This window comes from Ideonella alba, from assembly GCF_018069875.1.
GTDB classification, from domain to species: domain Bacteria; phylum Pseudomonadota; class Gammaproteobacteria; order Burkholderiales; family Burkholderiaceae_C; genus Ideonella; species Ideonella alba.
The window spans coordinates 79,972-102,978 of record NZ_JAGQDF010000009.1 but is presented as its reverse complement, the minus strand read 5'-3'; the positions used below and the strand labels follow the sequence as shown (position 1 = coordinate 102,978).

General features: G+C 69.0%; 25 protein-coding genes. 20 read left to right on the top strand and 5 right to left on the bottom strand.

What is annotated here, in order from left to right; genetic code table 11:
* The first annotated feature begins 3 nt into the window (after positions 1-3).
* The 8 genes from KAK07_RS15990 (at position 4) to KAK07_RS15955 (ending at position 6,769) form a co-directional block, all read left to right on the top strand.
* Positions 4-825, top strand: a complete 822-nt coding sequence (locus KAK07_RS15990) for a hypothetical protein (RefSeq protein ID WP_210853731.1) — start codon at positions 4-6, stop codon at positions 823-825.
* A gap of 109 nt (positions 826-934) precedes the next feature.
* Positions 935-2,596 (top strand): CTP synthase, encoded by a 1,662-nt coding sequence (pyrG, locus tag KAK07_RS15985; RefSeq protein ID WP_210853730.1) that lies wholly within the window; start codon positions 935-937, stop codon positions 2,594-2,596.
* A gap of 3 nt (positions 2,597-2,599) precedes the next feature.
* Complete coding sequence (gene kdsA / locus KAK07_RS15980) at positions 2,600-3,457, top strand: 3-deoxy-8-phosphooctulonate synthase (protein ID WP_210853729.1); 858 nt, start codon at positions 2,600-2,602, stop codon at positions 3,455-3,457.
* 5 nt (positions 3,458-3,462) lie between these two features.
* Positions 3,463-3,759, top strand: a complete 297-nt coding sequence (locus tag KAK07_RS15975) for a DUF1330 domain-containing protein (protein WP_210853728.1) — start codon at positions 3,463-3,465, stop codon at positions 3,757-3,759.
* 91 nt (positions 3,760-3,850) lie between these two features.
* Positions 3,851-5,134 carry a phosphopyruvate hydratase gene (gene eno, locus KAK07_RS15970; protein WP_210853727.1) on the top strand — a complete coding sequence of 428 codons (1,284 nt, stop codon included), beginning with the start codon at positions 3,851-3,853 and terminating at the stop codon, positions 5,132-5,134.
* A 28-nt stretch (positions 5,135-5,162) separates the two neighbouring features.
* On the top strand, positions 5,163-5,441 hold the full coding sequence (ftsB, locus tag KAK07_RS15965) for a cell division protein FtsB (RefSeq protein WP_210853726.1): 279 nt from the start codon (positions 5,163-5,165) through the stop codon (positions 5,439-5,441).
* Between the two features lie 22 nt (positions 5,442-5,463).
* The gene (pnuC, locus tag KAK07_RS15960; RefSeq protein WP_210853835.1) at positions 5,464-6,090 is read left to right on the top strand and encodes a nicotinamide riboside transporter PnuC; all 627 of its coding nucleotides are present in this window, start codon (positions 5,464-5,466) and stop codon (positions 6,088-6,090) included.
* Positions 6,077-6,769: an AAA family ATPase gene (locus tag KAK07_RS15955; protein ID WP_210861846.1), complete on the top strand. Its 693-nt coding sequence runs from the start codon at positions 6,077-6,079 to the stop codon at positions 6,767-6,769. The genes pnuC and KAK07_RS15955 overlap by 14 nt, the downstream gene beginning before the upstream one ends.
* Here KAK07_RS15955 and hslO read toward each other — a convergent pair whose 3' ends face one another.
* Entirely contained in the window at positions 6,770-7,804 is a 1,035-nt protein-coding gene (gene hslO, locus KAK07_RS15950) for an Hsp33 family molecular chaperone HslO (RefSeq protein ID WP_210861844.1), read from the bottom strand. It abuts the gene before it with no gap.
* A 100-nt stretch (positions 7,805-7,904) separates the two neighbouring features.
* Here hslO and KAK07_RS15945 point away from each other — a divergent pair, with 100 nt between their 5' ends.
* The 3 genes from KAK07_RS15945 (at position 7,905) to KAK07_RS15935 (ending at position 10,467) form a co-directional block, all read left to right on the top strand.
* Complete coding sequence (locus tag KAK07_RS15945; protein ID WP_210861843.1) at positions 7,905-8,708, top strand: ferritin-like domain-containing protein; 804 nt, start codon at positions 7,905-7,907, stop codon at positions 8,706-8,708.
* Positions 8,709-8,811: 103 nt separating this feature from the next.
* Positions 8,812-9,684: a basic amino acid ABC transporter substrate-binding protein gene (locus KAK07_RS15940; RefSeq protein ID WP_210853722.1), complete on the top strand. Its 873-nt coding sequence runs from the start codon at positions 8,812-8,814 to the stop codon at positions 9,682-9,684.
* Between the two features lie 30 nt (positions 9,685-9,714).
* On the top strand, positions 9,715-10,467 hold the full coding sequence (locus KAK07_RS15935) for an amino acid ABC transporter permease (RefSeq protein ID WP_210853721.1): 753 nt from the start codon (positions 9,715-9,717) through the stop codon (positions 10,465-10,467).
* 46 nt (positions 10,468-10,513) lie between these two features.
* Here the strand turns inward: KAK07_RS15935 and KAK07_RS15930 are convergent, their stop codons facing one another.
* Positions 10,514-11,113: a MarC family protein gene (locus tag KAK07_RS15930; protein WP_210853720.1), complete on the bottom strand. Its 600-nt coding sequence runs from the start codon at positions 11,111-11,113 to the stop codon at positions 10,514-10,516.
* A gap of 216 nt (positions 11,114-11,329) precedes the next feature.
* Here KAK07_RS15930 and KAK07_RS15925 point away from each other — a divergent pair, with 216 nt between their 5' ends.
* Positions 11,330-12,283 (top strand): porin, encoded by a 954-nt coding sequence (locus KAK07_RS15925; RefSeq protein ID WP_210861840.1) that lies wholly within the window; start codon positions 11,330-11,332, stop codon positions 12,281-12,283.
* Between the two features lie 94 nt (positions 12,284-12,377).
* Here KAK07_RS15925 and xerD read toward each other — a convergent pair whose 3' ends face one another.
* Positions 12,378-13,283, bottom strand: a complete 906-nt coding sequence (gene xerD / locus KAK07_RS15920; protein WP_210861838.1) for a site-specific tyrosine recombinase XerD — start codon at positions 13,281-13,283, stop codon at positions 12,378-12,380.
* Positions 13,280-14,257 carry a tripartite tricarboxylate transporter substrate binding protein BugE gene (locus KAK07_RS15915; RefSeq protein WP_210861836.1) on the bottom strand — a complete coding sequence of 326 codons (978 nt, stop codon included), beginning with the start codon at positions 14,255-14,257 and terminating at the stop codon, positions 13,280-13,282. The genes xerD and KAK07_RS15915 overlap by 4 nt, the downstream gene beginning before the upstream one ends.
* Before the next feature lie 131 nt (positions 14,258-14,388).
* Here KAK07_RS15915 and KAK07_RS15910 point away from each other — a divergent pair, with 131 nt between their 5' ends.
* Positions 14,389-15,297 (top strand): AEC family transporter, encoded by a 909-nt coding sequence (locus KAK07_RS15910; protein ID WP_210853716.1) that lies wholly within the window; start codon positions 14,389-14,391, stop codon positions 15,295-15,297.
* Here KAK07_RS15910 and queG read toward each other — a convergent pair whose 3' ends face one another.
* Positions 15,298-16,425 carry a tRNA epoxyqueuosine(34) reductase QueG gene (queG, locus tag KAK07_RS15905; protein ID WP_210861834.1) on the bottom strand — a complete coding sequence of 376 codons (1,128 nt, stop codon included), beginning with the start codon at positions 16,423-16,425 and terminating at the stop codon, positions 15,298-15,300.
* Here queG and tsaE point away from each other — a divergent pair.
* From tsaE to KAK07_RS15870, 7 genes are all read left to right on the top strand, one after another.
* Positions 16,420-16,905: a tRNA (adenosine(37)-N6)-threonylcarbamoyltransferase complex ATPase subunit type 1 TsaE gene (gene tsaE / locus KAK07_RS15900; RefSeq protein WP_210853834.1), complete on the top strand. Its 486-nt coding sequence runs from the start codon at positions 16,420-16,422 to the stop codon at positions 16,903-16,905. The two genes, queG and tsaE, sit on opposite strands and share 6 nt — an antisense overlap.
* Positions 16,902-18,251, top strand: a complete 1,350-nt coding sequence (locus KAK07_RS15895) for an N-acetylmuramoyl-L-alanine amidase (protein WP_210861833.1) — start codon at positions 16,902-16,904, stop codon at positions 18,249-18,251. Before tsaE ends, KAK07_RS15895 begins: the two co-directional genes overlap by 4 nt.
* Before the next feature lie 408 nt (positions 18,252-18,659).
* Positions 18,660-20,465, top strand: a complete 1,806-nt coding sequence (gene xoxF / locus KAK07_RS15890) for a PQQ-dependent ethylene glycol dehydrogenase XoxF (RefSeq protein ID WP_210853833.1) — start codon at positions 18,660-18,662, stop codon at positions 20,463-20,465.
* 141 nt (positions 20,466-20,606) lie between these two features.
* Complete coding sequence (locus KAK07_RS15885; RefSeq protein WP_210853713.1) at positions 20,607-21,005, top strand: c-type cytochrome; 399 nt, start codon at positions 20,607-20,609, stop codon at positions 21,003-21,005.
* A complete protein-coding gene (locus KAK07_RS15880) occupies positions 21,002-21,859 on the top strand; it encodes a substrate-binding domain-containing protein (protein WP_210853712.1) in 858 nt (285 codons plus the stop codon). Before KAK07_RS15885 ends, KAK07_RS15880 begins: the two co-directional genes overlap by 4 nt.
* A gap of 17 nt (positions 21,860-21,876) precedes the next feature.
* Positions 21,877-22,641: a hypothetical protein gene (locus KAK07_RS15875; RefSeq protein WP_210861831.1), complete on the top strand. Its 765-nt coding sequence runs from the start codon at positions 21,877-21,879 to the stop codon at positions 22,639-22,641.
* A complete protein-coding gene (locus tag KAK07_RS15870) occupies positions 22,638-23,000 on the top strand; it encodes a hypothetical protein (RefSeq protein WP_210853710.1) in 363 nt (120 codons plus the stop codon). Before KAK07_RS15875 ends, KAK07_RS15870 begins: the two co-directional genes overlap by 4 nt.
* Positions 23,001-23,007: the final 7 nt, after the last annotated feature.

The following is a 23,007-nucleotide window of genomic DNA, read 5'->3' as shown; positions in this document are numbered from 1 at the left end:
GCCATGCCCCGTCTTTCCCACATCGGCACCGCTGTTCTGCTGTCCCTGGGCCTGCAGGTTGCCCACGCCACGCCGTCGCTGCTGCAGTCAGGCAACTTCGCCTACAGCTGCTCCGGCCGCGGCAACGGCAACGGCTACAACGGCATCAACCTGCAGGACGGTTTCGTCGCCGGCCAGTTCAAGTGCAAGGAGTCCAGCGTGGCGCCGGCACTGGCCAGCAAGGCGGCGAGCCACTACAGCGGCGTCAGCGGCGGCAGCTCCAAAGGCAAAGCCAAGAGCCTGGCTGGCAAGGGCGCCGTGCTGGCCAGCAGCAGCACCCTGTCCGACGAGGGCAACCGCAGCCTGACCGGCTTCGCCGATCACTGGACCATTTCAGTGCCGGGTGTCGACACGCGCGCCGCCCTGCTCCTGACCGTGCGGCTGAAGGTCCAGGGCCAGCTCGAAGCCCATGGCCTGTCGGGGTCTGCCGGGCTGGGCGCCGCGGTGTTTGCCGATGGCGCCCATGTGGGCGGCCGCCAGTGGAGCATCCGCTCCGAGATCGCCGCCCCCGATGTGTTCCTGGCCGTCAACGACACCGCCAGCGTGAGCCTGTTGATCAACAACGACGCCCCGTTCTGGCTGGCCGCCACGCTCACCGCCAGCTCCGGCGTGGCCGCCATGGGTGCGCCGGGCTCCGGCCGCGCCAGCACACCGGCCAGCGGGCTGCTGTGGGACGGCGTGGTCGAACTGCGCGACTACTGGTCTGGACAGGTCTACACCAACTGGACGCTGAGCACCGACAGCGGCGTCGACTGGCGCCTGCCCTGCCCCTGCACCGTGCCCTGAGCTCCCCCCATCGGAGGGAGACGGGGGCCGTCGGTCGGTATAATCGGGCTTTACCACCTCGGCATTCGTCTCCGGCCGCTGCTCAGCGGGTCGCCGGATGCCCCACGACATGACCAAGTTCGTCTTCGTCACCGGCGGTGTGGTGTCCTCGCTGGGCAAGGGCATCGCGTCAGCATCTCTGGCTGCGATCCTGGAATCGCGCGGCCTCAAGGTCACCCTCATCAAGCTGGACCCGTACCTCAACGTGGACCCGGGCACGATGAGCCCGTTCCAGCACGGTGAGGTCTTCGTCACCGACGACGGCGCCGAAACCGACCTCGACCTGGGCCACTACGAGCGCTTCATCACGACGCGCATGCGCAAGGCCAACAACTTCACCAGCGGCCAGATCTACAAGAGCGTGCTCGAGAAGGAACGCCGCGGCGACTACCTCGGCAAGACGGTGCAGGTGATCCCGCACGTCACCAACGAGATCCAGGAATACGTCAAGCGCGGCGCCGGCTTCGGCACCCCTGAGGCGGTGGACGTGGCGATCTGCGAGATTGGCGGCACCGTGGGCGACATCGAATCGCTGCCCTTCCTGGAAGCCGTGCGTCAGCTGAGCCTGAAGATGGGCGCCGGCAACACCGCCTTCGTGCACCTGACCTACGTGCCCTACATCAAGGCCGCGGGCGAGCTCAAGACCAAGCCCACCCAGCACACGGTGCAGAAGCTGCGCGAGATCGGCATCCAGCCCGACGCGCTGCTGTGCCGCGCCGATGTGGAGGTGCCGGCCGAGGAGCGCGAGAAGATCTCGCTGTTCACCAATGTGCCGCCGCACGGCGTGATCTCGGTCTGGGACGCCGACACCATCTACAAGGTGCCGCGCATGCTGCACGAGCAGGGCCTGGACGAGCTGATCTGCATGAAGCTGCAGCTGCTGACCCGCCCGGCCGATCTGAAGACCTGGGACCGCCTGGTCAGCGAGGTCGAGCAGCCCCGCGGCGAGGTGACCATCGCCATGTGCGGCAAGTACACCGACCTGTCGGACTCCTACAAGTCGCTCAACGAGGCGCTGCGCCACGCCGGCCTTCAGCACCACGTGCGGGTGAAGATCGAGTACGTCGACTCGGAAACCCTCACCGACGACAACGCCGCCGCCGAGCTGGGCAAGTACGACGCGGTGCTGGTGCCCGGCGGCTTCGGCAAGCGCGGCGTGGAAGGCAAGATCTCGGCCGCCCGCGCCGCCCGCGAGCACAAGCTGCCCTACCTGGGCATCTGCCTGGGCATGCAGGTCGCCACCATCGAATACGCCCGCCACATGGCCGGCCTGGAAGGCGCCAACTCCACCGAGTTCGACCCCGAAGCGCCGCACAAGGTGATCGCCCTGATCGACGAGTGGCAGGACGCGGACGGCTCGATCCAGAAGCGCGATGCCCACTCCGACCTGGGCGGCACGATGCGCCTGGGCGCGCAGAGCTCCGACGTCAAGCCCGGCACGCTGGCCCACGAGATCTACGGCCCGGTCGTCACCGAGCGCCACCGCCACCGCTACGAGGCCAACGAGCACTACCTCGATGCCCTGCAGAAGGCCGGCCTGGTGATCTCGGCCATCACCCAGCGCGAGAAGCTCACCGAGATGGTCGAGCTGCCGCGCGAGGTGCACCCCTGGTTCGTCGGCGTGCAGTTCCACCCCGAGTTCAAGTCCACGCCCTGGGGCAGCCACCCGCTGTTCAAGAGCTACATCAAGGCGGCGCTGGACCACCAGGCCGCCCGCGCGAAGAAGGGCTGAGCCATGCAGCTGTGCGGATTCGAGGTCGGCCTGGAGCGGCCCTTCTTCCTGATCGCCGGCACCTGCTCGATCGAAGGGCTGCAGCTCTCGCTCGACGTGGCCGGCCAGCTCAAGGAGGCCTGCACCGCGCTGGGCATTGCGCTGATCTACAAGGGCTCGTTCGACAAGGCCAACCGCTCCTCGGGCAGCACCCAGCGCGGTCTGGGCCTGGACAAGGGCCTGCAGATCCTCGATGAAGTGCGCCGCCAGACCGGCCTGCCGGTGCTGACCGACGTGCACGATGAATCCCAGGTGGCCGAGGTGGCCAGCGTGGTCGACGTGCTGCAGACCCCTGCCTTCCTGTGCCGCCAGACCGATTTCATCCGCGCCGTGGCCAAGTCCGGCAAGCCGGTGAACATCAAGAAGGGCCAGTTCCTCGCGCCCTGGGACATGAAGAACGTCATCGACAAGGCCCGCGCCGCAGCGCGTGAAGCGGGTCTCAGCGAGGACCGCTTCCTGGCCTGTGAACGCGGCGTGAGCTTCGGCTACAACAACCTGGTCGCCGACATGACCAGCCTGGCCGAGATGCGAAAGTCCGGCGCCCCGGTGGTCTTCGACGTGACCCACTCGGTGCAGAAGCCCGGCGGCCTGGGCGGCTCCAGCGGCGGTGCCCGCGAGATGGTGCCGGTGCTGGCGCGTGCCGGCGTGGCCGCCGGCGTGGCCGGTCTGTTCATGGAAACCCACCCCGACCCGGCGCAGGCCTGGAGCGACGGCCCCAACGCGGTGCCGCTGCGCCACATGCGCGCCCTGCTGGAGCAGTTGGTCGCGCTCGACCGCGTGGTCAAGAGCCAGCCGTTGCTGGAGACGGATTTCAGCGCCTGAGACCCATGCCTGCTGCCTACATCATCGCCGACGTCACCGTCACCGACGAGCAGAAGATGGCCGAATACCGGCAATGGAGCAGCCGCGCCATGGCCGAGCACGGCGCCGAGATCGTGGTGCGCGGCGGCGCCCCCGCGGTGATGGAGGGCGACTGGGCCCCCACCCGCATCGTGGTGCTGAAGTTCGCTGCCGGCCGGGCTGCCGCCCAGGCGTTTTACGACAGCGAGATCTACACCCAGGCACGCCGTGTGCGCGCAGGCGCCGGCGTGATGCGCATGATCGTTGTCGACGGTCCGGAGTGAGTCCCTGCAGCGATTGATCCGCGCAGGTAACCGGCAACGGGCATGCTGCGCACCGCCAACCCGAATTCCTAGCAAACGAAAGTGATGAAGCATGAGTGCCATCGTTGACATCGTCGGCCGCGAGATCCTGGACAGCCGCGGCAACCCCACCGTCGAGTGCGACGTGCTGCTGGAAAGCGGCACGCTGGGCCGCGCCGCCGTGCCCTCGGGTGCGTCCACCGGCTCGCGCGAAGCCATCGAGCTGCGCGACGGCGACAAGAGCCGCTACCTGGGCAAGGGCGTGCTCAAGGCCGTCAACCACATCAACACCGAGATCAGCGAAGCCGTGCTGGGCCTGGACGCCACCGAGCAGTCCTTCCTGGACAAGACCCTGATCGACCTGGACGGCACCGAGAACAAGAGCCGCCTGGGCGCCAACGCGATGCTGGCGGTCTCGATAGCCGTGGCCCGCGCCGCCGCTGAAGAGAGCGGCCTGCCGCTGTACCGCTACTTCGGCGGCATGGGTGCGGTGCAGCTGCCGGTGCCGATGATGAACGTCATCAACGGCGGCGCCCATGCCAACAACAGCCTGGACCTGCAGGAGTTCATGATCATCCCGGTGGGCGCGCCGAGCTTCCGCGAGTCGCTGCGCTACGGCGCCGAGGTCTTCCACGCGCTCAAGAAGATCATCGACGCCAAGGGCATGAGCACCACCGTGGGTGACGAAGGCGGCTTCGCCCCCAGCCTGCCCAGCCACGAGGCCGCGATCCAGCTGATCCTGGAGGCCATCGACAAGGCCGGCTTCACCGCCGGCACGCAGATCGCCATCGGCCTGGACTGCGCGGCCAGCGAGTTCTACAAGGACGGCAAGTACCACCTGGACGGCGAAGGCCTGCAGCTGACCGCGCCGGAGTGGACCGACATCCTGGCCACCTGGTGCGACAAGTACCCGATCGTCTCGATCGAGGACGGCATGCACGAAGGCGACTGGGACGGCTGGAAGCACCTGACCGAGCGCCTGGGCAAGAAGGTGCAGCTGGTCGGCGACGACCTGTTCGTCACCAACACCAAGATCCTGAAGCAGGGCATCGACCAGGGCATCGCCAACTCGATCCTCATCAAGATCAACCAGATCGGCACGCTCAGCGAGACCTTCGCCGCGATCGAGATGGCCAAGCGCGCCGGCTACACCGCCGTGGTGTCGCACCGCTCGGGCGAGACCGAGGATTCCACCATTGCCGACATCGCGGTGGGCCTGAACGCCGGCCAGATCAAGACCGGCTCGCTGTCGCGCTCGGACCGCATGGCCAAGTACAACCAGCTGCTGCGCATCGAGGAAGACCTGGGCGATGTCGCGGTCTACCCGGGCCGCTCCGCCTTCTACAACCTGAAGTAAGCGGCACTCAACGGCACAATAGCTGCCCATGCGACTCGTCCCCTTCGTCCTGGCCGCGCTGCTGGTGCTGGTGCAGGCGGAGCTGTGGCTGGGCAAGGGCGGCGTGCCGCACGTGATGGCGCTGCAGTCCGAACTGGCCGCCCAGCAGGCGGCCAACGACGTGCTGCGCGCCCGCAACGAGCGCACCCAGGCCGAGGTCGCTGACCTCAAGGAAGGCCTGGAGATGGTCGAGGAAAAGGCCCGGCGCGAGCTGGGCATGGTGCGCCCTGACGAGACCCTGGTGGTCGTCTCCGGCACCCGCCGCTGAACCGGGCCGTCCTGTGGACCTGATGCAGGCCGCCGCGCCGCTGATGGCACCGGTGTTCACGCTGGCCGGCTCACCGGTCAGCCGCGCCGAGCTGCTGGGCACCCTGCTGGCGCTGGCCATGGTGTGGCTGAACATGCGGGTGCACCCGGCGGCCTGGCCGCTGGCCATGGCCAGCTCCTTGCTCTATGCGCTGCTGTTCGCCAGCTCGAAGCTCTATGGCGAGGCCGCGCTGCAGCTGTTCTTCGTCGGCATGGCTGCCTGGGGCTGGTGGTGCTGGCTGCGCGGCACCGGCCAGGACGGCGCGGCCCTGCGCGTGCACCGGCTCGGTGTCCGCCAGCGCTGGCGCGTGGCTGGCGCCACGCTGCTGGCCTGGCCGGCGCTGGCGGGCCTGTTGATCGTGGCCACCGACAGCACCACGCCCTGGCTGGACGCGCTGCCCACCGTGGGCAGCATCACCGGCACGCTGCTGCTGGGGCGCAAGGCCCTTGAGAACTGGCCGGTGTGGGTGGCGGTGAACGGGGTCAGCGTGCTGCTGTTCGCCAGCAAGGCGCTGTGGCTGACCACCGCGCTGTACGCCTTGTTCGCCCTGATGGCGCTGGCCGGCTGGCGCGCCTGGCTGCAGCTGGAGCGCCGCGATGCGCTGGCCTGAACCGCCGCGCGGCGCGGTGCTGCTGGCCATCGTCGGCGCCGAGAGCACCGGCAAGAGCACGCTGGCCGCCGCACTGGCGCAGCGCCTGGTGGACGACACCGGCCTGGCCTGCACCCATGTGGCCGAGGTGCTGCGCGAATGGTGCGACCGCGAGGGCCGCACGCCGCGCCAGCACGAGCAGGACGGCATCGCCGCCGAGCAGGCGCGCCGTCTGGCCGAGGCCTGTTCCAGCCACGCGGTGGTGGTGGCCGACACCACACCGCTGATGACTGCGGTCTACCACCACCAGGTGTTTGGCGACGACACGCTGGACGCACCGGCCCAGGCCTGGCAGACACACTGTGCGCTGACGCTGCTGACCGCACTCGACCTGCCCTGGCAGGCCGACGGCCTGCAGCGCGACGGCCCGCAGGTGCGCGCGCCCGTGGATGCCCGGCTGCGCCGGCTGCTGGTGGGTGCTGGCCTGCCCTTCGCGGTGGTGCGCGGCAGCGGACGCGAACGGCTGGAATCGGCGGTCGATGCGGTGGCGCCGCTGCTGCGCGCGCGCCGTACGCCGGGGCGCGGCCTGTTCAGCCGCCTCGACGAGCGCGACGCCGGCCCCGCCGGCCGCGCCTGGCGCTGCGAGCACTGCGACGATCCAGCCTGCGAGCACGCGCTGCGCCAGCTGGCGCCACGTTGATCAGTGGCGGGTCGCGCCCTCGTCGCCCGGGTGGGCGCCCGGCGTGAACAGCTCGCCCACATCCACCGCATCGAAGCGGTAGTGGCGGCCGCAGAAGTCGCAGCCCACCTCGATCTCGCCGCGCTCGGCGATGATCGAGTCGGCTTCCTCGCGGCCCAGCGAGCTGAGCATGCCGCGCACCCGCTCGGGTGAGCAGCTGCAGGCAAAACGCGGCGCCAGCGGCTCGAAGCGGCGCACTGTCTCTTCCCAGAACAGCCGGCGCAGGATGGTGTCGGCGTCCAGCGTCAGCAGCTCCTCGGCGGTCAGCGTGGCGCTGAGGTGGGCGATGCGGTTGAAGGCCTCGGACAGGCCGATCTCGTCCTCATTGCCCCATGACTGCCCCCACGCCGGCTGCGCCGGCTGCCCCCCGAGGGGGCTCGGTCCGGCTTGGGACGGCCCGGCGCCGTACCGGCCCCCCAGGTTGCCCTCGCCTTCCACCGGCAGGCGCTGGATCAGCAGGCCGGCGGCGATCTCGTCATTGGCGGCCAGCACCAGACGGGTGTCGAGCTGCTCGGACTGCAGCATGTAGTGCTCCAGCACCTGCGAGAGCTGCTGCAGCGGCTCGCGCTGGTCACCATGCAGCGGCACCACGCCCTGGTAGGGCTGCTGCCCGGGCAGGCGGTCCTTGGGGTCCAGCGTGATCGCGCAGCGGCCCTGGCCGTGCACATTGAGCATCGCCTCGAGCTGCGCGCCCGCGGGCACCTCGCCCACCACCTTGGCGGTGGCGCGAAAGCCCAGTTCGCTGTTGGCCTCGGCCACGGCCAGCTTGACCGGACCGTCGCCCAGGACCTGCAGGATCAGCGCGCCGTTGAACTTGATGTTGGCCTGCATCAGCGTGGCCGCGGCGGCCATCTCGCCCAGCAGCGTGCGCACCTCGGGCGGGAAGGCACCGGCCTCCTGGCGGCGGGCCAGCACCTCGCGCCAGCTGTCGGTCAGTCGCACCAGCATGCCGCGCACCGGCAGGCCTTCGAAGATGAATTTGTGGAGTTCGCTCATGGAAAAGGCCGCCGGCTGCGAAAAGGGGCAGCGGCGGCCGGATGCTCAGGTGGGGCGCCCGGGGCGGATTTCCAGGGGCGCGATGGGGATAATTCTACGGATGGATGTCCGCGCCGAAGCACTGAGGGTCTTGCAGCTGACCGATCCCGAGGCCAAGTGTGTCGCGGTCACCGCCCTGTACCAGGCGGTGCTGCAAGGTGCTGCCGCCGACCCGCAGGCGACGATGAGCGCCGATGACGCCACCCTGCCCGGTCGTCCGCAGCGGCCGCGGCTGGTGGCCGCCACCCAGGTGGCGCAGCGCTCGGTCCACACCGTGGCCGGTCGGGCGGCGCTGCTGCACGCGATCTGCCACATCGAGTTCAACGCCATCAACCTGGCCCTGGACGCGGTGTGGCGCTTCGCCGGCATGCCGCCCGACTTCTACCGCGACTGGCTCCAGGTGGCGGCCGAGGAGGCGCTGCACTTCCGGCTGCTGCGCGATCACCTGGCCACGCTGGGCCACGCCTACGGCGACTTCGACGCCCACGACGGCCTGTGGCGCATGACCGCCGCCACCGCCGATGACATCGTCGCCCGCATGGCCCTGGTGCCGCGCACCCTGGAGGCGCGCGGCCTGGACGCCACGCCGCCCATCCAGGCGCGGCTGGCCAAGGCCGGCGACCAGGCCGCGGTGGCCATCCTGGACATCATCCTGCGCGACGAGGTGGGCCATGTCGCGATCGGCAACCACTGGTATCTGTGGCTGTGCCAGCAGCGCGGGCTGGACGCGCTGACGCTCTACCCCGAACTGGCGCAGCGCTACCAGGCCCCGCGCCTGCGTGCACCGCTGAACCTGGAGGCGCGCCGCCGCGCCGGCTTCAGCGACGCCGAACTGGTGCGTCTGGAGGCCGACAGCCGGGCATGAGCCTTGCGACAGCTCCGCGGGAGAAACCGCATTCCATTCGGTGGATTGCGCCGTAAACTGATCGTTTCACCGCTACGCCGGACACACGGCAAACGAGGATCTCATGGCCCAACACGACACCCGTCGCTTCCTGAAGGCTGCCGGCACCCTGCTGGCCACGCTGGTGCTGGCCGCCTGCGGCAAGCAGGAAGCGCCGCCGGCCCCGGCCGCATCGGCCGCCGCTCCCGCGTCCGCCGCCGCTCCGGCGCCCAAGGTGTACGTGGTGGGCACCGATGCCGCCTACGCCCCCTTCGAGTACCAGAACGAGAAGGGCGAGATCGTCGGCTTCTCGGTCGACCTGCTGACCGCCGTCGCTGAAAAGGGCGGCTTCCAGGTCAAGTTCCAGAACACCCCCTGGGAAGGCATCTTCAACGCGCTGGGCCAGGGCGACCGCGACCTGCTGATCTCCTCGATCACCATCACCGACGAGCGCAAGCAGACGATGGACTTCTCCGACCCCTACTTCGACGCGATCCAGCTGATCGCCGTGAAGGAGAGCTCCAAAGTCGCCAAGTTCGACGACCTGAAGAAGGCCAAGGTCGGCGTGCAGACTGGCACCACCGGTGACGAGGTGGTGACCAAGCTGCAGGGCAAGACCGCCAGCACCACCAAGCGCTTCGAGTCCACCCCGCTGGCCCTGAAGGAGCTGGAGGCTGGTGGCGTTGACGCCGTGGTCGCCGACAACGGCGTGGTCATCCACTACGTGGCCAACAACCCGGGCGCCAAGTTCAAGACCGTGGCCGACACCAAGTCCTTCGCGCCCGAGCAGTACGGCATCGCCGTCAAGAAGGGCAATGCCGAACTGCTGGCCATGGTCAACAAGGGCCTGGCTGCGGTGAAGGCCGACGGCACCTACGCGGCGATCTACAAGAAGACCTTCGGCACCGAGCCGCCGGCTGCCGCCCCGGCCGCTCCGGCCCCCGCCGCGTCGAACTGATCGACAGGTCGCACGCCGGAGACGCCGTCCATGGACTTGCGCTGGGGAATCCTCAGCGGCTACTGGCCGCTGTTCATGGACGGTCTGGTCACCACGGTGAAGATCACCGTGGTGGCGATTGCCGTCGGCCTGGTGCTGGGCGCGCTGTTCGGGCTGGTCAGCAGCTCGCGCGACGCGCCCCGCCCCAAGTCGCTGGCCGTTGACTGGGGTCTGCGGGCGCTGCGCGGCGTCACGCTGGCCTATGTCACTTTCTTCCGTGGCACGCCACTGTTCGTGCAGATCCTGCTGGTGCACTTCGCGGTGATGCCCGCACTGGTGCACCCGGATGGCGGCCTGCTGCTGTCGGGCGACACCGCCCGCGAGTTCCGCCAGGAGTACGGCGCCTTCTTCTCGGGCGCGGTGGCGCTGTCGCTGAACGCCGGCGCCTACATCTCCGAGATTTTCCGTGCCGGCATCGAGAGCATCCACCGCGGCCAGACCCAGGCCGCCTGGAGCCTGGGCCTGACCCATGGCCAGGCGATGCGCTTCGTGATCCTGCCCCAGGCCTTCCGCCGCATGGTGCCGGCGTTGGTCAATGAAGGCGTCACGCTGATCAAGGACTCGTCGCTGGTCTCGGCGATCGGTCTGGCCGAGCTGGCCCTGGCGGCACGCACGGTGGCGGGCGCGTATTCGCGCTACTGGGAGCCCTACCTGGCGATCTCGGCGATGTACCTGGTGCTGACGCTGGTGCTGTCCACGCTGGCCAAGCGTCTGGAAGCGCCGGCCCATTTGCGCGGGCGCTGAGCCGCCACCGCCGCGCACAGGCCGCCCCCGGGCGGCCTGTGCTGTTTCAGGGGCTGTCGAAGAAGTAGCGCTTGAGCCCAGCCAGCACCATCTCGGTGGCAATCGCCGTCAGCACCAGGCCCATCAGCTTCTCCAGCGCCGAGACCATCGGCGTGCCGATCAGCTTGCGGATGCGCTCGGCCGACATCAGCACCACCGTGCTGACCACCATCGCCAGCGTCAGCGCGCCCACCCAGGACCACAGCTTCTCGGGCTGGCGCGAGGCCAGCAGCAGCACCGTGGCCATCGCCGAGGGGCCCGCCAGCAGCGGTACCGCCAACGGGAAGATCATCGGCTCACGGGCCCCGTCGGTGGCGTAGATCTCCCCGCCCGATGCGAAGATCATCCGCATCGCGATGATCAGCAGGATCACGCCGCCCGCCACCTCCAGGGAGCGCTCGGACAGGTGCATCAGGCTCAGAAAGCCCTGACCCGACACCATGAAGGCCAGCAGCACGCCAAAGGCGATGCCGGCCTCGCGCAGCGCCACCACGCGCCGGCGTTCGGGCGCCACGCCCCGCATCACGGAAATGAAGATCGGCAGGCTGCCGAAAGGGTCGAGCACGAGCAGCAGCAGCACCAGGGCCGAGGCGAAGGTATGGTCCATGGCGCCATTGTGCCCAGCCGGCCGCGCCCGGGATTTCCGTCATCAGTTGCGCCGGCGCCACGGTCTGGGGCTCCGCGGGGGGGCCGGTGGGGGTGGCAGTGCACGTCACCCGGTTTCGCCCCCTTAAAATCAGGTCACGACGCCTTCAGAGCGCCTGCGCCGCCCGGCGTGACCCGCACCGGCGTGGTTTTCAACTCTCTTCCGTACAAGGTACTTATGAAGAAGACTCTCATCCTGACCGCCCTGGCCGCCGCCACCGTGGCGCCCGCCTTCGCTCAGAGCTCGGTCACCGTCTACGGCCGCCTGAACGTCACCGTCGAAAGCAGCAAGATCGGCGCCGACACCGACAAGGGCGTGTTCAACAACTCGTCGCGCATCGGCTTCAAGGGCGTCGAGGACCTGGGTGGCGGCCTGAAGGCTGGTTTCCTGATCGAGCACGGCTTCAACCCCGCCACCGGCACCGCCAACGGCACCTTCTGGGGCCGTGAGAGCAACGTGTGGCTGGCTGGCAGCTTCGGCAAGCTGCGTCTGGGCAACATGGGCCCGACGATGGCCTACTTCACCACCGCCGACTACATCAGTAACCACAACCACGACACCGGCATCTCGTCGGATGCGTTCTACCTGTACCCCGGCCGTGGCAGCAACATGATTGCCTACACCTCGCCGGCGCTGGGTGGTCTGACCATCGACGCGCAAGTCGCCGAGAAGCGTATCGGCGACCTGGGCCGCACCGTGGTGCTGACCGGCAACTACGAAGGTGGCCCGCTGCACCTGGGCGCTTCCTACGAGAAGGACGGCGATCACCGTGAACTGGGCGTCCGTGGCGCCTACGACATCGGTGCCGTCACCGTTGGCGCGTACTACATCCGCAACAACGACATCGCTGGTGTGGCTGGCGCTGACCGTACCTCCTGGCGTCTGTCGGGCATGTACACGATGGGTGCCACCGAGCTGCACCTGAACTACGGCAAGGCCGGTGAAATCGGCGGCGTGGCCAACACCGACGCCACCCAAGTCACCCTGGGCGTGAACTACAACCTGAGCAAGCGCACCAAGGTCTACGGCTTCTACACCAAGGTCAACAACGAGACCGCCGCTGCCTACGTGTCGGGTGCCGCTGGCGCCGACGTCAGCTCGCTGGCTCTGGGCGTCCGCCACAACTTCTGATCACGGCGCGGCATCCCGCATGGGGTGCCCCTGTGCATCAAGCAGGCCACCTTCGGGTGGCCTTTTTCATGGCCGCTTGGCCGCCGCGCGGGTGTCAGGCCCGCGGGTGGTGCCGCGCATGCAGCTGCTTGAGCCGCTCGCGCGCCACATGGGTGTAGATCGTCGTCGTCGAGATGTCGGCATGCCCCAGCAGCAGCTGCACCACGCGCAGGTCGGCCCCATGGTTGAGCAGGTGCGTCGCGAACGCATGGCGCAGCGTGTGGGGCGACAGCGGCGCGGTGATCCCGGCGCGCAGCGCGTAGCGCTTGACCAGGCGCCAGAACATCTGCCGTGTCATCGGCCCGCCGCGCACCGTGACGAACAGGGCGGGTGAGGCGCGTGCGCCCAGCAGCTGGCCGCGCCCCTCGGCCAGGTAGCGCTCGATCCACTGCTGCGCCTGCTCGCCGAAGGGCACCAGGCGTTCCTTGCTGCCCTTGCCGGTGACCCGCAGCACGCCCTCGGCCAGTCCGACGTGCAGGCTCTGCAGCCCGACCAGCTCGCTGACGCGCAGGCCGCTGGCGTACATCAGCTCCAGCATGCAGCGGTCGCGCTGACCCAGCGGGGTGTCGGTGTCGGGGGCGTTCAGCAGCGCCTCGACCTGGGCCTCGCTCAGGGTGTGTGGCACCCGCATCGGCTGGCGGGCGGCGTCCAGGCGAAGCGTTGGATCGGCGCTCAGCAGCCGCTCGCGCAGCGCCCAGCGGTAGAAACGACGAAAGGTGGACAGCCGCCGGTTGGCGGTGGTCGCCCGCGTGCCCGCATGACGCGCGGCGGCGTAGGCACGCAAGTCGGATTCAGCGGCCGTCAGCAGACCGGTCTTGCGCTGCGCGACCAGCCACTCGGACAGCGCGGCCAGGTCGCGGCGGTAGGCGGCCAGGGTGTTGGCCGAGAGGCCGTCCTCCAGCCACAGCGCGTCGCTGAAGCGGCGGATCACGGCGGCCTCGCCGCCGCTGGGCGCACTCACTCCAGCGTGAGCTTCTGACGCGCCACCACCTGCTTGTAGACCTCGAACTCGGCGCGGATCTGCTCGCGGAACTGGTCCGGGGTGTTCAGCACCAGCAGCGAGCCGGTGTCCTCGATCCGCTTCTTCACGTCGGGCAGCTCGGCCGTGCGCTTGACCGCGTCATGCACCTTGTCCACCACCTCCTTGGGCAGACCCTTGGGGCCGTAGATGCCGTAGTAGGCCATGCGGTTGACCGGCTCCAGGCCGACTTCCTTGAAGGTGGGCACATTGGGCAGCACCGCCAGGCGCTGCGGTGCGGCCACGACGATCGGCACCAGCCGGCCGTCCTTGATGAAGGGCAGCGCCGAGGGCAGGTTGTCGAAGATGATCGGCACCTGGCCGGCCACCGTGTCGTTCAGCGCCGGACCCGCACCACGGTAGGGGATGTGGGTGATGAACACGCCGGCCAGGCTCTTGTAGAGCTCCATCTGCAGGTGCCCGATGCCGCCGGTGCCCGAGGACGCGAAGCTGTACTTGCCGGGGTTCTTGCGCACCACCTCGAGGAAGGTCTTGTAGTCCTTGGCCGGGAACGAGGGATGCACCGCGATCACGTTGGGCGTGGCGGCGATGTTGATGATCGGCGTGAAGTCGGTCAGCGGGTTGTACGGGATCTTGGCGTTGATCGCCGGGTTGGCCGCGGTGGTCGACACCGTGGCCATGCCCAGCGAATAGCCATCGGGCGCGGCCTTGGAGGTTTCGTTGGCACCCACCGAGCCGCCGCCACCGGCCTTGTTCTCCACCACCAGGGTCTGGCCCAGGGCCGGCGAGATCTTTTCGGCAACGACGCGGGCAACGATGTCGGTCGTGCCACCCGGGGCGAACGGCACCACCAGCTTCACCGGCTTGGACGGGTAGGACTGGGCCCACAGCGACGGGCTCCACAGCGGCAGGCCGATCAGCGCGGCCAGGACGACGAGACGGGGGCGTGAACGCATCGGGAGGTCTCCGCAAGAAGGGGCAATGACTGATTGTGACCGCGCCAGGCAGCGCCGGGCCATGATGAAGCGCATCCGGCCCTGGCCGGGCTGTGGAAACTGCGTACGGTGGGCGCTGGCACACTCGGGGAATGTCCCAGGTCCTGCTGCTGCTGCCCGATTTCCTGCTGATCGTTGCGGGCTACCTCGTCTGCCGCCACACCGCCCTGGACCGGCCGGTCTGGGACGGCGTGGAGCGCCTGGTCTACTGGCTGCTGTTTCCGGTGCTGCTGTTCGTGGCCATCCTGCGCCAGCCGCTGCAGGCCGGCGAAATGCTCAGCTTCGCCGGCTGCGGCCTGGCGGTGGTCGGCCTGGGCATCGCGCTGGCCTATGCGCTGGGTCACCTGCAGGGCGTGGACGCGTTGACCCACGCCTCAGGCGCGCAAACCGCGTTCCGCTTCAATTCCTATGTCGGGCTGGCCATGGCCGAGCGCCTGGGCGGCGTGCAGGCCGTGGCCTGGATCGCGCTGCTGATTGCGCTGTGCGTGCCGGTGTGCAACGTGGCGGCGGTGTGGCCGCTGGCGCGGCGCTCGGGGCAGCATTTCGGGCGCGAGCTGGCCCGCAACCCGCTGATCATCGGCACGGTGGCGGGTCTGCTGTGCAACCTGGCCGGCCTGCGCCTGCCCGACGCCCTGAACATCACCCTGACCCGGGTGGGCAGTGCCGCGCTGCCGCTGGGCCTGATGGCGGTGGGCGCGGGCCTGCAGATGGGCGCCCTGCGGGACGCCCCGCGCCTGGCCGCGGCCCTGCTGGGAATCCGCCACCTGGTGCTGCCGCTGTGGGCGATCACGCTGGTGGTGACCGCCGGCCTGCCGCCGGCGCAACAGAGTGTGGTGGTGGCCTTTGCCGCCTTGCCCACGGCCTCCAGCGCCTACGTGCTGGCCACCCGCATGGGCGGTCATGGCGGCTTCGTCGCCGGCCTGGTCAGCCTGTCCACGCTGATCGCGATGCTCGGGCTGCCGCTGGCGCTGGCCGCGCTGGGCTGGGCGCAGCCGGGCTGATCAGGCGCGCGCCAGCGCCCAGGCGATGTGCTCGGCGACCAGCGGGTCGGCGGCGGTCCGCGCAGCGGTCAGGGCGGCCCGCAGCGCCGCCGCGTCGGCGGGCGGCAGGCCGCCGGCCAGCGCATTGCCGCTGACCACCGCCAGGTTGCGCCGCCAGCGCGACCAGCCGATGCGGCGGATCGGGCTGCCCTCGGTGTGATGCAGGAAGGCCGCTTCGTCCCAGGCCCACAGCGGCAGCAGCGCCGGGGCGGTCCAGGGGGCTCGGGCATCGAAATCCGGCAGCGAGGACACCTGGGCGTACTTGTTCCACGGGCAGGCCAGCTGGCAGTCGTCGCAGCCGTACAGCCGGTTGCCGATCAGCGGCCGCAGCGGCTCGTCGATCGGGCCGGCGTGCTCGATCGTCAGGTAGGAGATGCAGCGCCGCGCGTCCAGCCGGTACGGCGCCACGATCGCCCCGGTCGGGCAGGCCGCCAGGCAGGCGCTGCATTCCCCGCAGTGCGCGCTGTCGGGCGGGGTCAGCGGCAGCGGCAGGTCCACGAAGAGCTCGCCCAGGAAGGCCATCGAGCCGCCCTGACGCGACAAGGCCAGCGTGTGCTTGCCGCGCCAGCCCAGGCCGCTGCGGCTGGCCAGTTCCACCTCCAGCACCGGCGCCGAGTCGGTGAAGACGCGGTGGCCGAAGGGCCCTGCCAGCGCCTCGATGCGCATGGCCAGCTGCTGCAGGCGCTGGCGCAGCACCTTGTGGTAATCCCGACCGCGTGCGTACAGCGACACCACCACCTCGCCCGGGCGATCCAGCCGGGCCTGTTCGTCGGGGCACCAGGTGGCGGACGTGCTGCGTGGCAGGTAGTCCATCCGGGCGGTGATCACCCGCAGCGTGCCCGGCACCAGTTCGGCCGGCCTGGCGCGCATCAGGCCATGGCGGGCCATGTAGCCCATGTCGCCGTGGCAACCAGCCGACAGCCAGGCCTGCAGACCCGGCTCGGCGGCCTGCAAATCCACATCTGCCACTCCGATCTGGGAAAATCCGAGCTCAGCGGCCCACGCCGGCAGCGCCTGCGCCACCTGCTGCGCAAGTGCCTGGGCCCGTGGCTCCACCTGCCCCTGTCGCTGACGCCCGTCTTGATCCATCCGCCGATTCTAGAAAGCCGCACCTTCTCCTGGCCCGACGAAGCGGCCTGTGAACGCTTCGCCGCTGCGCTGGCTGCCGAGCCCGCGCTGCGCCGCGCCGGCATCGAACTCGACGGCCCGCTGGGCGCCGGCAAGACCACCTTCGTGCGGCACCTGCTGCGCGCGCTGGGTGTCAGCGGCCGCATCAAGAGCCCCACCTACACCGTGGTCGAACCCTATGAGGTCGGCGACCTGGCGATCTCCCACTTCGACTTCTACCGTTTCAGCGATCCGCGCGAGTGGGAAGACGCCGGCTTTCGCGAGCTGTTCGCGGCCCCCGGCCTGAAGCTCAGCGAATGGGCCGACAAGGCCCGCGCGATGCTGCCGCCGCCCGACCTGCGCCTGGCCATCGAGCCGCAGGACGACGACAGCCGCCGGGTCACCGCCCAGGCCGGCAGCGTCATCGGCCAGGCCTTGCTCGCCGCGGGAGCCCGCGCATGAAGCGCCGCCAGGCCCTGTCCACCCTGGGCACGCTGGTGTTGGCGCTCGGCCCGGCCGAGCTGGCCTTCGGCGCCAGCATCGTCGCGGTGCGGGTCTGGCCGGCCAGCGACTACACGCGTCTGACCATCGAATCCGACAAGGCCCTGCAGGCGGCGCACTTCCTCACCGATGGCCCGCAGCGCCTGGTGGTCGACATCGAGAACCTCGAGCTCAGCCCGGCCCTGCGCGAGCTGGTGGGCAAGGTGCGCCCGGACGATCCCTTCATCGCCGGCGTGCGCGTCGGCCAGAACCAGCCGCGCGTGGTGCGCCTGGTGATCGACCTGAAGCAGGCCGTCAAGCCGCAGCAGTTCGCGCTGCCGCCGGTGGCGGCCTACCAGCACCGACTGGTGTTCGACCTCTACCCCACCCAGGCGGCCGACCCGCTGGCCGCGATGATCCTGGAGCGCGACCAGGCCGAGCGGGCCGCCGGCCAAGCCATCCAGGACGCGCTGGGCGAGTTCATCGGCCAGCTCGAGCGCCCGCTGCCCGGCGGGCCTGTCGTGGCCCAGGCGCCGGCCGCCAGCAGCCCGGCGCCCGCCCGCCCGCGCCAGACCACGTCGCCGCCCGAGGTCAGCGCCGCCCAGCGCGAACGCATCAACCGGCTGACGATCGTCGCCATCGACCCCGGCCACGGCGGCGAGGACCCGGGCGCCATCGGCCCCAGCGGGCTCAAGGAAAAGGATGTGGTGCTGCAGATCGCCCTGCAGCTGCGCGACCGCATCAATGCCCACCCCAGCATGCGGGCCATGCTGACCCGCGACGACGACTTCTTCGTGCCGCTCTACGAACGGGTCAGCAAGGCCCGCCGGGTGCAGGCAGACCTCTTCGTCTCGATCCACGCCGACGCCTTCTTCACCCCCGAAGCGCGCGGCGCCAGCGTGTTCGCCCTCAGCCAGGGCGGCGCCACCAGCGCCGCGGCGCGCTGGATGGCCAACAAGGAGAACGACGCCGACCTGGTGGGCGGCGTCAACATCGCCGCCAAGGACACCCAGGTGCTGCGCACCCTGCTCGACATGAGCACGGCGGCCCAGATCAAGGACAGCCTGAAGGTGGGCCAGGAGGTGCTGTCGCGCATCGGCGGTGTCGGCCGCCTGCACAAGCGCCAGGTCGAGCAGGCCGGCTTCGCGGTGCTCAAGGCACCCGACATCCCGTCCATCCTGGTCGAGACCGCCTTCATCTCCAACCCGCAGGAGGAATCCCGCCTGCGCGACCCCGACTACCAGGCCCGCCTGGTCGAGGCGCTGTACAGCGGCATCCGCCGTTACTTCGCCCGCAATCCAGCGCTGTCACGCCAACGCAGCACCTGAGTGACACGTCCTCAGGGCAGTGTCACCAGACGTCCGCCGGGCGGCTGGCACACAGTGCGTCATATCTGTGTCCCCCATCCTGGGGGCTTGTCGGATGCTGCGATGCAGCACGCTCGAAACGCGTTCAGCAGGCCCCTCGGCGCCTGCGGACTTTCCCTGATCAACAGCCCCTGCGCTCGGGCCGATGAGTGCGGCCGGCAGGGAAGTTTTCCCTCTGTAGCGCCTCCGGGGCCAGCCACCGTTCAGCAGGCATGACGCCTGCACCGGCTGCCCAGGCTTCAGGGGACAGGCACGCTAGTTGCGGAAAGCCACCTGCTATCCGTAGCGGTTGCGTCGGTTCCGGGTGGGGCCGACGTCCATCTGTCTAGCCACCCCACGAGCGAGGAGACACACATGCGATTCCACGGGATGAAGACCCGGCAGCTCAGTCAACGCGTCGCCCTGGCGCTGCTGGCGTTGCCGGCGCTCGCCATGGCCAACGCCGACGTCGAGAAGAACACGGCCAACCCCAAGAACTGGGCGATGCAAGCTGGTGACATGTACAACCAGCGTTACAGCAAGCTCAACCAGATCAACAAGGGCAACGTCGGCAAGATGCAGGTCGCCTGGACCTTCTCGACCGGCGTGCTGCGCGGCCACGAAGGTTCGCCCCTGGTCGTCGACGGCACGATGTACCTGCACTCGCCCTTCCCCAACAAGGTCTTCGCGATCGATCTCGACACGCAGAAGATCAAGTGGAAGTACGAGCCCAAGCAGGACCCGGCGGTGATCCCGCAGATGTGCTGCGACACCGTCAACCGCGGTCTGGCCTATGCCGAAGGCAAGGTCTTCCTGCAGCAGGCCGACTCGATGCTGGTGGCCCTGGACGCCAAGACCGGCAAGAAGGTCTGGGACGTCAAGAACGGCGACCCGAAGCTGGGCGCGGTCAACACCAACGCCCCGCACGTCTTCAAGGACAAGGTCATCACCGGCATCTCGGGCGGTGAGTGGGGCGTGCGCGGCTACCTGGCCGCCTACGACATCAACTCCGGCAAGCAGGTCTGGAAGGGCTACTCCACCGGCCCCGACGCCGAGATGCTGATCGACCCGAACAAGACCACCACCTGGATGGACGGCGCCGTCAAGCCGGTCGGCCCGAACTCCTCGCTGAAGACCTGGCAAGGCGATCAGTGGAAGATCGGCGGCGGCACCACCTGGGGCTGGTACAGCTACGACAAGGGCCTGAACGCCGTGTTCTACGGCACTGGCAACCCGTCGACCTGGAACCCGTCGCAGCGCCCGGGCGACAACAAGTGGTCGATGTCCATCTGGTCGCGTGATGTCGACACCGGCAAGGTCAACTGGGTCTACCAGATGACCCCGTTCGACGAGTGGGACTTCGACGGCATCAACGAGATGATCCTGGCTGACATCCCTGTGAAGGGCAAGCAGACCAAGGCGCTGGTGCACTTCGACCGCAACGGCTTCGCCTACACCCTGGACCGCACCAACGGCGCCCTGCTGGTTGCCGAGAAGTACGACCCGAAGGTGAACTGGGCCACGCACGTCGACATGAAGACCGGTCGTCCGCAGGTGGTGAAGCAGTACTCCACCGCCCAGAACGGTCCTGACGTCAACACCAAGGGCATCTGCCCGGCGGCGCTGGGTTCCAAGGACCAGCAGCCTGCGGCCTTCGACCCCGAGACCGGCCTGTTCTACGTGCCGACGAACCACGTCTGCATGGACTACGAGCCGTTCAAGGTCGAGTACACCGCGGGTCAGCCGTACGTCGGTGCGACGCTGTCGATGTTCCCGGCGCCGGGCAGCCATGGCGGCATGGGCAACTACATCACCTGGGATGCCGGCAACGGCAAGATCGTGCAGTCCAAGCCCGAGAAGTTCTCGGTCTGGTCCGGCGCGCTCAACACCGCGGGTGGTATCAGCTGCTACGGCACGCTCGAGGGTTACCTGAAGTGCGTGGACAAGAAGGACATCAACAAGGAGCTCTTCAAGTTCAAGACGCCGTCGGGCATCATCGGCAACGTGTTCTCCTATGAGCACAAGGGCAAGCAGTACATCGGCGTGTTCTCGGGCATTGGTGGCTGGGCCGGCATCGGCATGGCCGCGGGCCTCGAGAAGGACCAGGATGGCCTGGGTGCTGTCGGTGGCTACCGTGAACTGAGCCAGTACACCGAACTCGGTGGCTCGCTGACGGTCTTCGCGCTGCCCAACTGAGCGACGAACGGCCAAGGGTAAACCCCTTGGCCTGACTGACCGGGGCCAGCGTTGACAGGTGAACAACGCTGGCCCCTTCTCTTTTCCCCATTCCCTGGCCGGATCGTCCATCCGGCAAGACATCACCACGACCTGGAGACCATGCAAGTGAAGCAACTCGCCGCCCTGGCCCTGCCCCTCGTCCTCGCCTTTGGTGCCGTCGGTGCCCAAGCCCAGGACAAGCCGCTCTACACCGTGCAGGAAGGCTACAAGGTGGACGCCAACACCATGAAGGGCTTCCGCACCTGGCGTGCCGCGGCCTGCGACCGCTGCCATGGCGCCAACCAGGAAGGCATGGTCGGCCCGTCGCTGGTCAACAGCCTGAAGACCCTGAGCAAGGAAGAATTCGTCAAGACCGTCACCAACGGGCGCCTCGACAAGGGCATGCAGAGCTTCGGCACCAACCCGACGGTGATGGAGAACATCGACCACCTCTACGCCTACCTGAAGGGCCGCTCCGACGGCGCCATCACGCGCGCCAAGGTGGAAGAGATCAAATGAGCTGTCTGCGCAGCGTGGCCGCGCTGGTGGTGACCGCGCTGGCCGCGGTGCTGCCGCCCACCGCATCGGCCCAGGACGACGCGCCGCGCAAGGCGCTGAAGGTCTGCCAGGACCCGAACAACCTGCCGTTCTCCAACACCGCGGGCGAGGGCATCGAGAACAAGCTGGCCGAGCTCTTCGGCAAGGCCCTGGGCCTGCCGGTGCAGTACTACGAGTTCCCGCAGCGCATGGCCTTCGTGCGCAACACGCTGCGCTTCAAGCTGCCGGGCGAGGACTACCGCTGCGACCTGATGATGGGCGTGCCGGTCGGTTTCGACCAGGTCTCGGTGACCAAGCCCTACTACCGCTCGACCTATGCGCTGGTGATCCCGCTGGGCAAGGGCCTGGATGGCGTGAAGTCCACCGCCGACTTCCTGGCGCTGGGCAAGGACCGCCTGGGCAAGCTGCGCATCGGCGTGTTCGACCGCTCGCCCGCCTCCGACTGGCTGGCGCGCCACGACCTGACCGACCAGGGCGTGCCCTACAAGATGCTTGACGCCGACCCGGCCCGCTACCCTGGCCAGATCATCGAGGACGAGCTGGCCCAGGGCCGCATCGACGCGGCCATCGTCTGGGGTCCGCTGGCGGGCTTCTTCGCCCAGCGGGTCAAGCAGCCACAACTGGTGGTGATCCCGATGGCCTCCGAGCCCGGTGTGCGGTTCGATTACCAGATGGCGATGGGCGTGCGCTACGGCGAGAAGGCCTGGAAGGACCAGATCGAGGCCCTGATCGACGCCCGTCGCCCGGACATCCGCGCCATCCTGCAGTCGTACAACGTGCCGCTGCTCGAGGACGCGCCCGCCCCTTCCCGCTGAGCCCTGATTCCCCCCCGATGCCCCTCCGTGACACGCTCGCCACACTGGCCCTGGCCAGTCTGCTGGCACTGCCCACCGCCCAGGCCCAGGTGCCGGCGGCCCCCGATGCGTCCGGCCCCGCGCCGGCCGAAGGCAAGAAGGACTATTCGCCCTCCGAGCGCCTGCTGCTGATGTCCGAGCAGCTCAAGGGCCTGAAGGCCGGCACCACGCTGAACTACCGCTACGTGCACAAGGGCGAGGGCGATGAGCCCTTCGAGGACGACGCCAAGGTGATGCTGGCCAAGCGCCAGGACGGCAGCTGCTGCTCGGCCAAGGGTGAATTCCTCAGCGGTGCGCGCAAGCTGCAGCTGCCCGAGGTACAGAGCCCGGTGGGCAACCCGGTGCTGCTGTACTTCCTGGAGCGCGACATCCGCCAGATGAACAAGATCACCAAGGGGTCGGCCAACTACTTCCGCAAGCGCATCCGCATGGCCCTCTACGAGGCGGGCACGCTGCGCGACGTGCAGGCCACCTACCAGGGCAAGCCGGTGGCGGCGCGCGAGATCATCCTCACCCCCTACGTCAACGATCCCAACGAGGCCCGCTTCCCGCTGTATGTGCAGCGCAGCTACCGCTTCGTGCTGTCCGAGTCGGTGCCCGGCCAGGTGCTGTCGCTGCAGACGCTGACGCCCGGGCCCAAGCCCGACTCCACGCCGCTGACCGACGACCAGCTCACCCTGGCAGGCGCCTCGGTGCCGGCCCTGCAGCCGTTCACGCCCATCGCCGTCAGGACCGTCCAATGACGCTGCTTCGTCTGCTGACCACGACCGCCGCCGCCGGTGCGGCACTGCTGGGTGCACTGCCCGCCCACGCGGGCAACGATTTCCCCACGGTGGCCCGCGTGCTCTATGTGCACGAATGCATGCGCGACCACCCCGGCCCGCACTTCGAGATGGTCAACAAGTGCGCCTGCGCGCTGGACAAGCTGGCCGATCAGATCAGCTTCGACGAGTACGAGACCCTGTCCACCGAGGCCAACGCCACCACCATCGGCGGTGAGCGTGGCGCCTACCTGCGCGAGAACGAAGGCGTGCAGACCGGCGTGCGCCGCTACCGCAAGCTGCAGACCGAGGTCAAGAAGGCCTGCTTCGTGATCCGCTGAACGCCGC

Coding starts and splice junctions, on each gene's coding strand:
- KAK07_RS15990 (WP_210853731.1), top strand. CDS start 4: ATGCCCCGTCTTTCCCACATCGGCACCGCTGTTCTGCTGTCCCTGGGC.
- pyrG (WP_210853730.1), top strand. CDS start 935: ATGACCAAGTTCGTCTTCGTCACCGGCGGTGTGGTGTCCTCGCTGGGC.
- kdsA (WP_210853729.1), top strand. CDS start 2,600: ATGCAGCTGTGCGGATTCGAGGTCGGCCTGGAGCGGCCCTTCTTCCTG.
- KAK07_RS15975 (WP_210853728.1), top strand. CDS start 3,463: ATGCCTGCTGCCTACATCATCGCCGACGTCACCGTCACCGACGAGCAG.
- eno (WP_210853727.1), top strand. CDS start 3,851: ATGAGTGCCATCGTTGACATCGTCGGCCGCGAGATCCTGGACAGCCGC.
- ftsB (WP_210853726.1), top strand. CDS start 5,163: ATGCGACTCGTCCCCTTCGTCCTGGCCGCGCTGCTGGTGCTGGTGCAG.
- pnuC (WP_210853835.1), top strand. CDS start 5,464: ATGCAGGCCGCCGCGCCGCTGATGGCACCGGTGTTCACGCTGGCCGGC.
- KAK07_RS15955 (WP_210861846.1), top strand. CDS start 6,077: ATGCGCTGGCCTGAACCGCCGCGCGGCGCGGTGCTGCTGGCCATCGTC.
- hslO (WP_210861844.1), bottom strand. CDS start 7,804: ATGAGCGAACTCCACAAATTCATCTTCGAAGGCCTGCCGGTGCGCGGC.
- KAK07_RS15945 (WP_210861843.1), top strand. CDS start 7,905: ATGGATGTCCGCGCCGAAGCACTGAGGGTCTTGCAGCTGACCGATCCC.
- KAK07_RS15940 (WP_210853722.1), top strand. CDS start 8,812: ATGGCCCAACACGACACCCGTCGCTTCCTGAAGGCTGCCGGCACCCTG.
- KAK07_RS15935 (WP_210853721.1), top strand. CDS start 9,715: ATGGACTTGCGCTGGGGAATCCTCAGCGGCTACTGGCCGCTGTTCATG.
- KAK07_RS15930 (WP_210853720.1), bottom strand. CDS start 11,113: ATGGACCATACCTTCGCCTCGGCCCTGGTGCTGCTGCTGCTCGTGCTC.
- KAK07_RS15925 (WP_210861840.1), top strand. CDS start 11,330: ATGAAGAAGACTCTCATCCTGACCGCCCTGGCCGCCGCCACCGTGGCG.
- KAK07_RS15915 (WP_210861836.1), bottom strand. CDS start 14,257: ATGCGTTCACGCCCCCGTCTCGTCGTCCTGGCCGCGCTGATCGGCCTG.
- KAK07_RS15910 (WP_210853716.1), top strand. CDS start 14,389: ATGTCCCAGGTCCTGCTGCTGCTGCCCGATTTCCTGCTGATCGTTGCG.
- queG (WP_210861834.1), bottom strand. CDS start 16,425: ATGGATCAAGACGGGCGTCAGCGACAGGGGCAGGTGGAGCCACGGGCC.
- KAK07_RS15895 (WP_210861833.1), top strand. CDS start 16,902: ATGAAGCGCCGCCAGGCCCTGTCCACCCTGGGCACGCTGGTGTTGGCG.
- xoxF (WP_210853833.1), top strand. CDS start 18,660: ATGAAGACCCGGCAGCTCAGTCAACGCGTCGCCCTGGCGCTGCTGGCG.
- KAK07_RS15885 (WP_210853713.1), top strand. CDS start 20,607: ATGCAAGTGAAGCAACTCGCCGCCCTGGCCCTGCCCCTCGTCCTCGCC.
- KAK07_RS15880 (WP_210853712.1), top strand. CDS start 21,002: ATGAGCTGTCTGCGCAGCGTGGCCGCGCTGGTGGTGACCGCGCTGGCC.
- KAK07_RS15875 (WP_210861831.1), top strand. CDS start 21,877: ATGCCCCTCCGTGACACGCTCGCCACACTGGCCCTGGCCAGTCTGCTG.
- KAK07_RS15870 (WP_210853710.1), top strand. CDS start 22,638: ATGACGCTGCTTCGTCTGCTGACCACGACCGCCGCCGCCGGTGCGGCA.